Raw genomic sequence first — 12,912 nt, 5'->3', positions numbered from 1 at the left:
CAGTGGGCCGGAAGGGCGCTATTGCGCTTGTTTCAGACTCGGCGCATCCGAAAATGCGCATAAATCGGAAGTAACCATGCTTGGTACATTGAGAAGCGCGGCGGGTACCTGGGTCGCGAAGTCACTGCTTTCGCTGCTGGTGGTGAGTTTCGCCGCCTGGGGCATTTCCGGGCGGCTGATGGGCGGCTTTGCGGGCCACGATTCGGTCATAACGGCGGGTGGCACCAAGGTGTCGATCAACGAATATCGCCTTGCCTATGATCGCCAGCTCGCCGTCATGTCGCAGCAGTTCGGCCAGCGCCTCACCCACGAACAGGCAAAGGCGCTTGGCATCGACAACACGGTGCTGTCGCAGCTGGTTTCCGGTGCCGTTCTCGACGAACAGGCGCGCAAGCTGGGTCTGGGCTTGTCCAAGGACAGGCTGGCCGAGCTAACGCGCGAAGACCCTGCGTTCAAGGGCCCGAGCGGCCAGTTCGACAGGAGGACGTTCGAGTACCTGTTGCGCGAGGTCGGGATGCGGCCCGAGGACTATCTGAAGAACCGCGCCCAGGTCGCGGTGCGTCAGCAGATCGTCGAAGCGGTCTCGGACGGCCTCAAGGCGCCGGACACTTTCCTCAAGGCGGTGGCACTCTACCGCGGCGAGGACCGCACCGTCGATTACCTGATGTTGCCGAAGACACTCGTCCAACCCATAGAGGCGCCGAGCGATAGCGTGCTTCAGGCCTATTTCGAGGCCAACAAGAAAACCTACGCCGCACCCGAATACCGGAAATTCTCCTATGTCCGGCTCGAGCCGGCGGACATCATGGATCCGACCGCGGTCACCGACCAACAGGTGAGCGACGACTATAACAAGAACAAGGCGCGCTACACCACGCCCGAGATGCGCACCATCGAGCAGCTTGTGTTCAAGACACCGGACGCTGCCAAAGCGGCGCTCGATTCGCTCAAGGCAGGCGCCACTTTCGAAAAGCTGGTGACCGCCGAAGGCAAGACCCCCGCCGACACGCTGCTTGGCACACTCGCCAAGGACAAGATCGCCGACAAGGCGGTTGCCGATGCCGCCTTCGCGCTCAACGCCAACGAAGTCAGCCAGGTCGTCCAGGGTGCCTTCGGTCCAGTGCTGTTGCGCGTCACCGAGATCAAGCCCGAGGTGGTGAAGCCACTGGCCGAAGTGTCGGACCAGATCCGCAAGGACCTGGCGCTGGGTGAGGCAAGCCGCATCCTTTTGGATGTGCACGATAACTATGAAGACACCCGCGCGTCCGGCAGTTCGCTGGCGGCTGCGGCCGCAAAACTGAAACTGAAGGACGTCACCATCGACGCCATCGATCGCAATGGCCTCAGGCCGGATGGTTCCATCGTCAAGGATCTGCCGGAATCGCCGGCACTGATCAAGGCAGTCTTCGACGCGGAACCCAACACCGAAAACGAAGCGCTGACCACGGCGGATAACGGGTTCATCTTCTATGAGGTTGGTGCGATCACGCCGGCTCGCGACCGCACGCTGGAAGAGGTCCGCCAGAAAGTCGTCGCCGACTGGACGGCGGCGGAGACGACCAAGCGGCTCGCCGCCAAGGCGGATGAACTCGAAAAGCGGCTCAAGGCCGGCGCGACGCTCGACGTGATCGCGGGTGAGCTCAAGCTGGAAAAGCAGACCAAGCGCGGCCTGAAGCGCGAAGCCGACGACGCCGATTTCGGCAAGGAGGGCGCCGCCGTCATGTTCGGCGTCGGCGAAGGCGGCACTGGATTGATCCCCTCGCCCACCGGCGATGGACAGATCCTGTTCAAGGTCGCCGAAGTGTTCGAACCCGCCGGGGCCGATGCCAGTTCGGTGCCGGAGGATGCGCAAAAATCTTTCACCTCCGGCATGTCGGACGATCTGCTCGACCAGTTGGTGGCGCAGCTGCAGACGCAGTACGGCGTCCGCGTCGACCAGGCCGCCGTTGCCCAAGCCTCGACAAGATGAGCGCGCTGAAAACCCATATCGCCAAGGTCGCGGCCGGTACCGCGCTTTCCTTCGAGGAAGCGCGTGAGGCCTTCGACATCATCATGTCGGGCGACGCGACCCCCGGGCAGATCGGCGGCTTCCTGATGGCGCTGCGCGTGCGCGGTGAAACGGTGAGCGAAATCTCGGGCGCTGTCGCCACGATGCGCGCCAAGATGCTCCGCGTTGAGGCACCCGCCGGCGCGATCGATATCGTCGGCACCGGCGGCGACAATTCCCACAGCGTCAACATTTCGACGGGCTCGGCGTTCGTCATCGCCGCCAGTGGCGTTCCCGTCGCCAAGCACGGCAATCGCGGCCTGTCGTCGCTGACCGGCGCGGCCGATGTCCTGATCGCGCTCGGGGTCAAGATCGATCTCTCGCCCGAGCTCATCGGCCGCTGCATCCATGAGGCGGGCGTCGGCTTCATGTTCGCGCCCGCGCACCATCCGGCGATGAAGCATGTCGGCCCGACCCGCGTCGAGCTTGGCACCCGCACCATCTTCAACCTGCTCGGCCCGCTTTCCAATCCGGCTGGCGTCAAGCGCCAGATGGTCGGCGTATTCCTGCCGGAATGGATCATGCCGGTGGCCGAGACGCTGAAGGCGCTGGGCACCGAGCATGCCTGGGTGGCGCATGGCGATGGCTATGACGAGATCACCACAACCGGCGAGACCCAGGTCGCCGAACTGGTTGGCGGCGAGATCCGCAGCTTCACACTGACCCCGGAAGAGGTTGGGCTGAAGCGCCATGCCAAGGACGAGCTGCGCGGCGGTGATGCCGCCTACAATGCCAAGGCATTGCGCGATATGCTGGGCGGCGCTGCTGGCGCCTACCGCGACACGGTGTTGATGAATGCCGGCGCCGGACTGGTGATCGCCGGCAAGGCGACGACGCTTGGCGACGGCATCGCGATGGCCGCGCAGGCCATCGACAGCGGCCGGGCGCTGCAGGTGCTCGACCATTTGGTCGAAATTTCGAACGGGTGAACCGTGTCTGACATTCTGCGCAAGATCGAGGCCTACAAGCGCGACGAGATCGCCGCCGCCAAGGCGCGCCTGCCGCTGACCGAGATCAAGGCGCGGGCAAAGGACACGGATGCGCCACGCGGCTTCCTTGCGGCTCTCGAGGCGAAGCGCGGATCGAGCGGTTTCGCGCTGATCGCCGAAATCAAGAAAGCGAGCCCCTCCAAAGGGCTGATCCGTGCCGATTTCGATCCACCGGCATTGGCAAAGGCTTATGAGAAGGGCGGTGCCGCCTGTCTTTCGGTGTTGACCGATGCGCCGTCCTTCCAGGGCGCGCCGGAATTCCTCACCAGGGCAAGAGCAGCAGTCGCCCTGCCCGCACTGCGCAAGGATTTCCTGTTCGATCCCTATCAGGTCTTTGAGGCCCGCGCCTGGGGCGCTGATGCCATCCTGATCATCATGGCCAGCGTCGACGATGCCCTGGCGAGCGAGCTTGAAGCGACGGCGTTCGAACTCGGCATGGATGCGCTGATCGAGGTGCATGACGAGGCGGAGACGGAGCGCGCGGTAAAGCTGTCTTCGCGGCTGATCGGTATCAACAACCGCAATCTCAGAACATTCGAGACCAGCCTTGAAACCTCGGAGCGGCTGGCCGCGATGGTGCCTGCCGATCGCCTGCTGGTCAGCGAAAGCGGGATCTTCACCCATGATGATTGCCTCAGGATGCAGAAGAGTGGCATCGGCACCTTCCTCGTCGGTGAGAGCCTGATGCGCCAACAGGACGTCGCCATGGCGACGCGCCTGCTGTTGACGGGCAAGGCGTCGGCCGAGGCCGTCTGACGATGGCACCTGCCCTCACCCATCTCGGCGCGCATGGCGAGGCCAACATGGTCGATGTCGGCGACAAGGACGAGACGACGCGCACGGCGATCGCCGAGGGTTTCGTCTCGATGCAGCCCGAAACGCTGAAGACCATCCTCGCTGGCGACGCCAAGAAAGGCGATGTGCTCGGCACCGCGCGCATCGCCGGCATCATGGCGGCGAAAAAGACACATGAGCTGATCCCGCTCTGCCATCCGCTGCTGTTGACCAAGGTTTCCGTGGACATCGAGCCGGACCACGCGCTGCCAGGCCTCAAAGTCACCGCATTGGCGCGCGTCACCGGCAAGACCGGCGTCGAGATGGAAGCATTGACCGCCGCATCTGTGGCCTGCCTGACCATTTATGACATGGCCAAGGCGGTGGACCGTGCAATGGTCATCTCCGGCATCCGGCTGGTCGAAAAGACCGGCGGCAAGTCGGGCGACTACAAGGTAGGTGCCTGATGGCGCTGCTTCCGGTGGTGGAGGCGCTGGAACGCCTGCTGGACGGCGCCGTGCCGCTGGCCGGTGAAAGCGTGCCTCTGATCGAAGCGGCTGATCGCGTGCTGGCGGAACCGGTCGTGGCGCTGCGCACCCAGCCGCCCTTCAACGCTTCAGCGATGGACGGCTATGCCGTCCGTGCCGAAGATGTAGCCTCCGTACCGTCGAAACTCTCGGTAATCGGGATGGCGCCGGCCGGACGTGGCTTCGACGGCACGGTCGGCAAGGCGCAGGCGGTGCGCATCTTCACAGGGGCGCCGCTGCCTGACGGCGCCGACACCATCGTCATTCAGGAGAATGTCCGCGATATTGGCGGTGGCGATATCGAAGTGATCGAACCCACCGCCGAGTGGCGCAACATCCGCCGCATCGGCCTCGACTTTTCCAGGGGCGACGTCCTGCTGGAGAAGGGACGGATGCTGGATCCGGCAGCCCTTTCCCTGGCAGCATCGGCCAATCATCCCCGAGTGAGCGTGGTGAAACGGCCGCTGGTCGCCATCATCGCCACCGGGGACGAGTTGTTGCCGCCCGGCAGCGAACCCGGGCCGGACCAGATCATCTCGTCCAACGCCTATGGCGTCGCCGCCACCGCTCAGTCTGTCGGCGCCCACGCGCTCGATCTTGGCATTGCCGCCGACCGCCAGGACGCAATCGCCGCGCTGGTCAGGAAAGCGGTCGGGGCCGGCGCGGATGTCATCGTCACTCTCGGCGGCGCCTCGGTTGGCGACCACGATCTGATCCACGACGTGTTGACGGGCGAAGGCATGACGCTCGGCTTCTGGAAGATCGCCATGCGTCCCGGCAAGCCGCTGATGTTCGGGCGTCTCGGCGGGATAAGATGCGTCGGCCTTCCCGGCAACCCCGTGGCAAGCCTGGTCTGCTCGCAATTGTTCCTGAAGCCGCTGCTGGCAAGGCTTGGCGGCCGTGACTATCGTCAGGACATACGCCAGGCGCGGCTGGGCGCCGCAATGGCGGCCAATGATCTGCGCCAGGATTACGTTCGGGCGGTGGTCAGGGAGGACGATGGCGGGCTGGTGGCGACGCCGTTCAGCATCCAGGACTCCTCGATGCTGAGGATGCTGGCTGACGCCAATGGGCTGATCGTGCGATCCCCGTTTACCCCTGCGTCAGCTGCCGGACAATCTTGCAGCGTGCTGATGCTGCGCTGAAGAGCCGCCATATAGATATCTGATAACAAGATGGAAAATGATCTCGGTTATTGCGAGATCAAGGCTCGCGTCAGCGGATGCGCCGGATCGGCGAGGCCGTCGACAATGTCGTAATGATGCCGGTCGGGTTCGACGACGACACTGGTGGTGGCGCCGAGCCCAGTCCAGATGTTGGCCAGCAACGCGTTCTGGCGCAGGAATTCGGAACGCTCGCCGCCGCCAGCCCAACAGGTGATGCGAACACCATCCATGGGACGCAGCAGCGCCGGGCTTTCGGCCAGGGCTTCGGCCTCATCGATTGCCAATGCTGCGTTCATGCCGGTGCGCATCAGCGGCCGCAAATCATGGAGGCCCGAAATCGAAACGACATGACGTACGCGCCTTGCCACGTCACCAGCCAGAGGCGTGGTTGTGGTCACCATGCGGCTGGCGAGATGCCCGCCGGCCGAATGTCCGGACAGCATCAGAGGCCCCTCGACCATCGCCGCCGCTTTGCCGATTGCCGCACCGATTTCGCCGACGATGCCGGCGATGCGTATGTCCGGGCACAGCGTATAGGATGGCATCGCCACGGCGAAGCCGCTGCTGACCGCGCCCTTGGCGAGGTGCGACCAGGTGCTCTTGTCGGACTCCAGCCAGTAACCTCCATGGATGAACATGACGAGCCCCTTGGGAGCGGCCTCGGGAAGGAAAAGGTCGAACCGATTGCGCGGTCGATCGCCATAGGCGATGTCGAACCTTGCGCGGCCTTGCGCCAACATCGCGTCACGAAACGCTTGCGCGGGTTCCGCCCAGGCGGCCGGCCAGCGATCGCCGCCGGCAATGTTCGCGCCGTTGGCGTAGGCATTGTCCCAATCGGCAATGCGATGGTCGAGCATTCGTGTCCTCCCCAAGATCGGCATCTTTCAGCAGCTAAAAACCGGCAGGGTGTTCCCGACCCAGCACTGGACAGGATGTGCGGCGCGATTATTGACGTAAATCATGGACGCCGAGTTCTCGCCACATCCATTGGAAGCTGTAGGTAGCCATGGGATCCGTTGGATCCGGCCGCTTTGCCGTCTGGTTTTCGAGGTATTTGAGCCACTCGGCCACCTTTTGGCGGCCCATCGGTGTTTTGGCGGCCTGGCGCGGGGTCTTATTGCCAAGCATACCGACCGGCTGATCGAGGGTTTCACGGTATTGGCGGTCCATGAACTCGTGGACGACTTCTTCGGCCATTTCGGGAGGAATTTTCGAGGAAGCCTTCTTGCGACCGTGGGTCCGTCGCTCGGCGATCATCTGGTCGACGGTGACGATTTCGGTCAGAGGTGTGCCGACCAGTTCGCCGAGAAACTGCCGAAGCAAGGTGGTCCCCTCGTCCGCGCGCCTGGAGGAATTGGTTGAAAGGTGCAGGAAGCGTCCCTTCAACTCGACATTGCCCAGAACACGCAAACCAGTGTCCATGGTGGTATCAAGAGAAGGCGAGCCGCCTTGCTTCTTTTTCCCTCGGCCAGTCGGCTCGTCTTCTAGCCAGTTCCAGAATTTCGGGTTTTCCTGTGCCATTCCCTGAATGACATTCAACCGCGCGGCGATGTCTTTCTGGGTTGCGCCGGGTGCCAGTGGAAACTGGACATTGTGAAACATGATGTCGTCGCCATCCGAGTTTTGAACCGAAGGCCTGTTCATGGCCCGATCGAGCGTGTCGAACAGCCACGACAAGGTGAATATGGCGGCGACCTCCTGTAGATCTTCGCTCCTGATCGCGGGGAGTTTCTTCGCGCCCCTTTTCCCGAAGGTGCGCCGCAGTCCATCGAGCAGCATTTCCGTGGCCCGCGGTGTGAAGGACAAAAGTCCACCGGCTAAGATGTTCTTGCCCATAACAGGCACGATGCGGGCGGCGATCCTGTCCCACTGTTTTAGCGCTTTGGTAGCCGTGCCTTCACTGACGACGATTGGATCGCCGCCGCGAATTAGGTCGCGCGCCACAAGCGATTTTCCCGGCACGATGTCGCTCACCTCGTAAAGACTCATGATCGAGGTCCGCAACGCCTTCATGTAGGTCTTTGTCCGAGCGCCCTCCTTCCAGCCGCGGCGCTTGAGATACTCGTCGACGATGTTGCCCCCTTCGACATCGAAGTCCTGCGTCAGAAAATCCTCAAAGGCGCAGCCCCACAGTATCATAGCCCAGTCGTCGCCGATGACTTCGGCAAGATCTTCAAACTCCGCATCGCCGACCTCCAGCACCGGGCCGAAGTGTTCGTCGAACACTTCTTCGAAGCAGCCGCGCCACTCGTCGCGATCGAGGAATTTCATCAGACCATTAAGGTCGTGGGGCATGGCGGCTCTCCAGGCTCTGTTCGGCGACGATATGGTCCGTCGGCTCAGTGACATCGCAAAGCCCAGTGATTTATGCGCCGCCCTGGCGACCCGGCAAGACACTTTTCTCGATTTTCCCATCGTTTCCTAGGCCGCACACGTCAATGCGGGGCAAAACATTTTAGGCTTGAAACAAATTCCGACTGGTGCGATCCTGCCGGACGAACAGCCGACAATGGGAGGTCTGCTGTGCTGTCTAAACCTACAGATGTCCACCTTCCGGTGGCGTCGCCGAACAGGTGTAGCTGGCTGCACGAAGCCCTCTCGCGAAAGACGGGAACTTCATATCCACCACCTCGCCAGGTGCCGCGCGCACCGGCCAGGCAGCAGACAGGATAGCGGCGAGATGCTTGGGCCTTCAGCGCATATCGATACGTTCACACGTGATCATCTGCCGCCGCCGGATCAATGGCCGGACTTCCTGCTCGACGGCTTCGACTATCCCGAACATCTCAACGCCGGCGTCGAATTGACCGACAGGCTGGTCGAAAGAGGTCTCGGTGACCACACCGCACTGATCGGCAATGGTCGCCGCCGCACCTACAAGGAATTGTCCGACTGGACGAACAGACTCGCCCATGCGCTGGTCGAGAATTACGGCGTCAAGCCAGGCAACCGGGTGCTGATCCGCTCCGCCAACAACCCCGCAATGGTCGCCTGCTGGCTGGCCGCCACCAAGGTCGGCGCCGTGGTCGTCAACACCATGCCGATGCTGCGCGCCGGCGAACTCACCAAGATCGTCGACAAGGCGGAGATCACCATCGCGCTTTGCGATACCAGGCTGATGGACGAGATGACCGCCTGCGCCAAGGACAGCACGTTCCTGAAACAGGTCATCGGCTTCGACGGCACCGCCAACCATGATGCCGAACTCGATCGCGCTGCCCTCGACAAGCCTGTCACCTTCACTGCTGTCAATACCGGCCGCGACGACGTCGCGCTGCTTGGCTTCACCTCGGGCACCACGGGCGTGCCAAAGGCGACGATGCATTTCCACCGCGACCTTCTGATCATCGCCGACTCCTATGCCCGCGAGGTCCTGCAGGTAACGCCGGACGACATCTTCGTCGGCTCGCCGCCCCTCGCTTTCACCTTTGGCCTTGGCGGGCTCGCCATCTTTCCCCTGCGCTTCGGTGCCGTGGCCACGCTGCTGGAACAGGCGACGCCGCCCAACATGATCCACATCATCGAGACCTACAAAGCGACCATTTCCTTCACCGCGCCGACCGCCTACCGCGCAATGCTGAAGGCGATGGATGAAGGCGCCGACCTGTCATCGCTGCGCGTCGCCGTTTCGGCCGGCGAGACATTGCCGGCCCCGGTCTTCGAAGAGTGGACGAAAAAAACCGGCAAGCCGATCCTCGACGGCATTGGCGCCACCGAAATGCTGCACATCTTCATCTCCAACCGCTTTGACGACATGAAGCCCGCGTCGACAGGCAAGCCTGTGGTCGGCTACGAAGCGCGCATTGTCGACGACGAGATGCGCGACGTGCCGCGTGGCCAACCCGGACGCCTGGCGGTGCGCGGACCGACCGGCTGCCGCTACATGGCCGATGACCGGCAGAAGGACTATGTGCGCGACGGCTGGAACTTGACCGGCGACACCTTCACCCAGGATGAGGACGGCTTCTTCCACTTCGCGGCGCGCTCCGACGACATGATCGTCAGCGCCGGCTACAACATCGCCGGGCCCGAGGTCGAGGCGGCGCTGCTGGCGCATCCCGATGTCGCCGAATGTGCAGTGATCGGCGCCGAGGATCCAGAACGCGGCCAGATCGTCGAGGCGCATGTCGTGCTGGTGCAAGGCGTTGCGCCCGATGCATTGACCATCAAGCGCCTGCAGGACCACGTCAAGGCAACCATCGCCCCCTACAAATATCCGCGCTCGGTGAAATTCATCGCCGCCCTGCCCAAGACCCAGACCGGCAAGATCCAGCGCTTCCGGTTGCGCATGGAGAAAATCAATTGAGCGAGCCCTACGATCCGGCGTCCGAAGGCGCACAGATGTCGTTCAAGGAGCGCATGTCCTACAGCGACTATCTGCATCTGGAAAAAGTCCTCGACGCGCAGGCACCGCTGTCGTCGGCGCATGACGAGATGCTGTTCATCATCCAGCACCAGACATCGGAACTCTGGATGAAGCTCGCGCTGCACGAGATCGGTGCCGCGATCCGCTCCATTCGGGCTGACCGGCTTGAGCCGAGCTTCAAGATGCTGTCGCGCGTCGCACGCATTTTCGAGCAGTTGAATAATGCCTGGGACGTGCTGCGCACGATGACGCCCAGCGAATACACCGAGTTCCGCAACGCGCTCGGCCAATCCTCGGGCTTCCAGTCCTGGCAATACCGCGCCATCGAGTTCATGGCCGGCAACCGTAACCTCGCAATGCTCGGCCCGCACAAGCACCGGCCGGACCTCAGCCAAAAGCTGGAGGCGATCCTGGCCGAGCCATCACTCTACGACGAAGCGCTGCTGCTTCTGGCGCGCAACGGGTTCGACATTGGTGCCGATGCCAGGCGCACGAATTGGCGTGAAACCCGTACCGAGAACGAAGAAGTCCTCGTCGCCTGGCAGACCGTCTACCGCGATCCGCAGCGCTACTGGATGTTCTATGAACTGGCCGAGAAACTGGTTGACTTCGAAGACTATTTCCGTCGCTGGCGCTTCAATCACGTCACCACAGTCGAACGTATCATCGGCATGAAGCGCGGCACCGGCGGCACGTCAGGCGCCTCCTATCTCAAGAAAATGCTCGAGGTCGTCCTGTTTCCGGAACTCTGGACCGTCCGCACCCGGCTCTGACGAGCGCCTTTGCTTCGTAAATGTCGTCGCCCGCTGAACGCTTTCGGGCAACAGCCACTCAGGTCACGGCGGTCTTGACGGCAAAACGCGCTTCTTGCCAGGCGCCGGTGCGCAGGATGTCTTCCAGCACCTCCACCGCCTGCCAAACGTCCCTGTAGCCGACATAGAGCGGCGTGAAGCCGAAGCGGATCGTCGACGGCGCGCGGAAATCGCCAATCACGCCGCGCTCGATCAAGGCCCGCATTACCTGATAGCCTTGCGGGTGGATGAACGATACCTGGCTGCCGCGCGCGTTGCCGTCTCGCGGGCTTTCGAGCTCAAGGCCGTAGGCGCCGCATCTGGTCTCGACGAGCTCAATGAACAGGTCGGTCAGCGCGATGCCCTTTTGGCGCACCACCGCCATGTCTACGTCGTCCCAAAGATCCAGTGCCCCCTTCAGCGCCCGCATCGAAAGCACAGGCTGCGTACCACACAAGAACCGGCGGATGCCGGTGCCTACCTCATAGCCCTGTTCGAAGGCGAAAGGCCTTGCATGCCCCCACCAGCCGCTCAGCGGCTGCCGGACATCGCCGTGATGACGTTTTGCGGCGTAGATGAAGGCCGGCGCGCCCGGACCGCCATTGAGATATTTATAGGTACAGCCGATGGCGAAATCAGCGTTCGCGCTGTCGAGTTCGACCGGTAAGGCCCCGGCTGTGTGGCAGAGATCCCAGACGATCAGCGCGCCAGCCTGATGGGCCTTGCGCGTCAGCGCGGCCATGTCACGCAACTGCCCGGATTTGTAATTGACGTGGTTGACCAGGATGACGGCGACGCGTTCGTCGATGAGGTCCTCGATATCAGGCGCGTCGACCCCTTCGAGCCGCAGCACCGTACCCGGCCGTGTCGATGCGACACCTTCGGCCATATAGAGGTCGGTTGGGAAACTGTCGCCTTCGGCGACGATTACCGACCGGTCCGGCCGCATGCCAAGCGCGGCATGCAGCACCTTGTAGATGTTGATCGAGGTCGTATCGCAGACCACCGTCTGGCTGGCCGCGGCGCCGATCAGGCGTCCGAGCTGGTCGCCAAGGACGACCGGCATTTCGAACCAGCCGGCGGTGTTCCAGGCACGGATCAGATCCTGCGCCCATTCCTGGGTCGCGGCCTTCTGCAGCTCGTTGAAGACGGCGGGAGCCGCCGCGCCTAGCGAATTGCCGTCGAGATAGATAACCCCGTCCGGCAAGATGAACCGGTCGCGCATGGCACGCAGCGGATCCGCCGCATCCATGGCTTCGACTGCTGCGAGATCGAGCGTTGCACGCATGATTTCAGACATTCCCTGGTTTGTTCACGCTCTAATTTATTCACGAATGGCTTCGCGAGCCGGCGCGGATCCCCGGCTGCGCTTGAGGCTGGGCAAGGCCAGCATGGCGAGCACGAACAAGCCGGTGGCAAGCTTCAGGTCAGGCGGCGGCATGCCGGCGGCGAGGCAGAACGACACCAGCTGATAGTAGATGATCGCGCCGGCGAAAGGCGCCAGCAGCTGACGCCAGACCGTCTGCTTGCCGATAACCGCCTCGCCGATCATCAGCGCGGCAAGCCCGTTGATGAGAATCCCCAGTCCCATATTGACGTCGGCAAATCCCTGCGACTGCACCATCAGCGCGCCGCTTGACGCCGAAAACGCGCTCGCCAGCCCGACACCGCCTATGGTCGCCGCCCAGACATTGATGCCTTGAGCCTCGGCCATGTCCGGGTTGGCGCCCACCGCGCGCACCGCGGTCCCCTTCTCGGTCCTGAAGAACATGTAGAGCGCCAGGAAGACGAGGAGCGCGAGAAGGCCGGCGACAACGATCTTGCTGGCCGGAAAACCAGGCCGCGCGAACGGCACCCAGTCGAACACGGTGGGCGAGCCGAAGACGGAGAGATTGGACTTGCCCATGATGCGCAGGTTGATGCTGTAGAGCATCGTCATCATCAGGATACCCGCAAGAAGCGTGTGGATGCGGAAGCGCAGATGGATGAAGGCGGTACAGCAACCCGCCACAAAGCCCGCTGCGACGGCGACCGCGATGGCTGTCAGCGGCGATGCACCGGCTGCAAGAAGCACGCCACAGACGCAGCCGCCCAGCGGAAAGGCGCCCTCGCTGGTCAGATCCGGAAAATTCAGCATGCGAAACGGGATCATGATCCCGAGCACGACAAAGGCCAGGATCAGGCTCTGCGCCAGTGTGACCGGGATGATCGCGACGAAGCTCGTCAGAACGTCCTGGATAAAGCTCATGGTG

General features: G+C 62.8%; 11 protein-coding genes. 7 read left to right on the top strand and 4 right to left on the bottom strand.

Annotated features, from left to right (window positions below; translation table 11 throughout):
- The first annotated feature begins 76 nt into the window (after positions 1–76).
- Genes FJ548_RS06895 through glp form a run of 5 tightly spaced genes read left to right on the top strand, consistent with a single transcriptional unit; the run spans position 77 to position 5,482 of the window.
- Positions 77–1,969 carry a SurA N-terminal domain-containing protein gene (locus tag FJ548_RS06895; protein WP_140777474.1) on the top strand — a complete coding sequence of 631 codons (1,893 nt, stop codon included), beginning with the start codon at positions 77–79 and terminating at the stop codon, positions 1,967–1,969.
- Complete coding sequence (gene trpD, locus FJ548_RS06890; protein ID WP_140777472.1) at positions 1,966–2,976, top strand: anthranilate phosphoribosyltransferase; 1,011 nt, start codon at positions 1,966–1,968, stop codon at positions 2,974–2,976. Before FJ548_RS06895 ends, trpD begins: the two co-directional genes overlap by 4 nt.
- Positions 2,977–2,979: 3 nt before the next feature.
- Entirely contained in the window at positions 2,980–3,792 is an 813-nt protein-coding gene (gene trpC, locus FJ548_RS06885) for an indole-3-glycerol phosphate synthase TrpC (protein WP_140760185.1), read from the top strand.
- Positions 3,793–3,794: 2 nt separating this feature from the next.
- Positions 3,795–4,277, top strand: a complete 483-nt coding sequence (moaC, locus tag FJ548_RS06880) for a cyclic pyranopterin monophosphate synthase MoaC (protein WP_140760183.1) — start codon at positions 3,795–3,797, stop codon at positions 4,275–4,277.
- On the top strand, positions 4,277–5,482 hold the full coding sequence (gene glp / locus FJ548_RS06875) for a gephyrin-like molybdotransferase Glp (RefSeq protein WP_140777470.1): 1,206 nt from the start codon (positions 4,277–4,279) through the stop codon (positions 5,480–5,482). Before moaC ends, glp begins: the two co-directional genes overlap by 1 nt.
- Before the next feature lie 47 nt (positions 5,483–5,529).
- Here glp and FJ548_RS06870 read toward each other — a convergent pair whose 3' ends face one another.
- Entirely contained in the window at positions 5,530–6,360 is an 831-nt protein-coding gene (locus FJ548_RS06870; protein ID WP_140777468.1) for an alpha/beta hydrolase, read from the bottom strand.
- An 88-nt stretch (positions 6,361–6,448) separates the two neighbouring features.
- Positions 6,449–7,798 (bottom strand): hypothetical protein, encoded by a 1,350-nt coding sequence (locus FJ548_RS06865; RefSeq protein WP_140692844.1) that lies wholly within the window; start codon positions 7,796–7,798, stop codon positions 6,449–6,451.
- Between the two features lie 385 nt (positions 7,799–8,183).
- Here FJ548_RS06865 and FJ548_RS06860 point away from each other — a divergent pair, with 385 nt between their 5' ends.
- Positions 8,184–9,809 (top strand): AMP-binding protein, encoded by a 1,626-nt coding sequence (locus FJ548_RS06860; protein WP_140692846.1) that lies wholly within the window; start codon positions 8,184–8,186, stop codon positions 9,807–9,809.
- Complete coding sequence (kynA, locus tag FJ548_RS06855; protein WP_140692848.1) at positions 9,806–10,642, top strand: tryptophan 2,3-dioxygenase; 837 nt, start codon at positions 9,806–9,808, stop codon at positions 10,640–10,642. Before FJ548_RS06860 ends, kynA begins: the two co-directional genes overlap by 4 nt.
- Positions 10,643–10,700: 58 nt before the next feature.
- Here kynA and kynU read toward each other — a convergent pair whose 3' ends face one another.
- Both kynU and FJ548_RS06845 read right to left on the bottom strand, forming a co-directional pair.
- Positions 10,701–11,948, bottom strand: coding sequence for a kynureninase (kynU, locus tag FJ548_RS06850; RefSeq protein WP_140692851.1), 1,248 nt, complete (start codon positions 11,946–11,948; stop codon positions 10,701–10,703).
- 36 nt (positions 11,949–11,984) lie between these two features.
- On the bottom strand, positions 11,985–12,908 hold the full coding sequence (locus FJ548_RS06845) for an ABC transporter permease (protein ID WP_140777466.1): 924 nt from the start codon (positions 12,906–12,908) through the stop codon (positions 11,985–11,987).
- Positions 12,909–12,912 lie beyond the last annotated feature (4 nt).

The organism is Mesorhizobium sp. B2-4-17 (genome assembly GCF_006441275.1).
Taxonomy (GTDB): Bacteria; Pseudomonadota; Alphaproteobacteria; order Rhizobiales; family Rhizobiaceae; genus Mesorhizobium.
The sequence above is the reverse complement of the archived record's forward strand: the minus strand, read 5'-3'. Positions and strand labels throughout refer to the sequence as shown.

What these genes read in the sequence shown, in the direction of transcription:
- FJ548_RS06895 (WP_140777474.1), top strand. Translation starts at nt 77, where the DNA reads ATGCTTGGTACATTGAGAAGCGCGGCGGGTACCTGGGTCGCGAAGTCA.
- trpD (WP_140777472.1), top strand. Translation starts at nt 1,966, where the DNA reads ATGAGCGCGCTGAAAACCCATATCGCCAAGGTCGCGGCCGGTACCGCG.
- moaC (WP_140760183.1), top strand. Translation starts at nt 3,795, where the DNA reads ATGGCACCTGCCCTCACCCATCTCGGCGCGCATGGCGAGGCCAACATG.
- glp (WP_140777470.1), top strand. Translation starts at nt 4,277, where the DNA reads ATGGCGCTGCTTCCGGTGGTGGAGGCGCTGGAACGCCTGCTGGACGGC.
- FJ548_RS06870 (WP_140777468.1), bottom strand. Translation starts at nt 6,360, where the DNA reads ATGCTCGACCATCGCATTGCCGATTGGGACAATGCCTACGCCAACGGC.
- FJ548_RS06865 (WP_140692844.1), bottom strand. Translation starts at nt 7,798, where the DNA reads ATGCCCCACGACCTTAATGGTCTGATGAAATTCCTCGATCGCGACGAG.
- FJ548_RS06860 (WP_140692846.1), top strand. Translation starts at nt 8,184, where the DNA reads ATGCTTGGGCCTTCAGCGCATATCGATACGTTCACACGTGATCATCTG.
- kynU (WP_140692851.1), bottom strand. Translation starts at nt 11,948, where the DNA reads ATGCGTGCAACGCTCGATCTCGCAGCAGTCGAAGCCATGGATGCGGCG.
- FJ548_RS06845 (WP_140777466.1), bottom strand. Translation starts at nt 12,908, where the DNA reads ATGAGCTTTATCCAGGACGTTCTGACGAGCTTCGTCGCGATCATCCCG.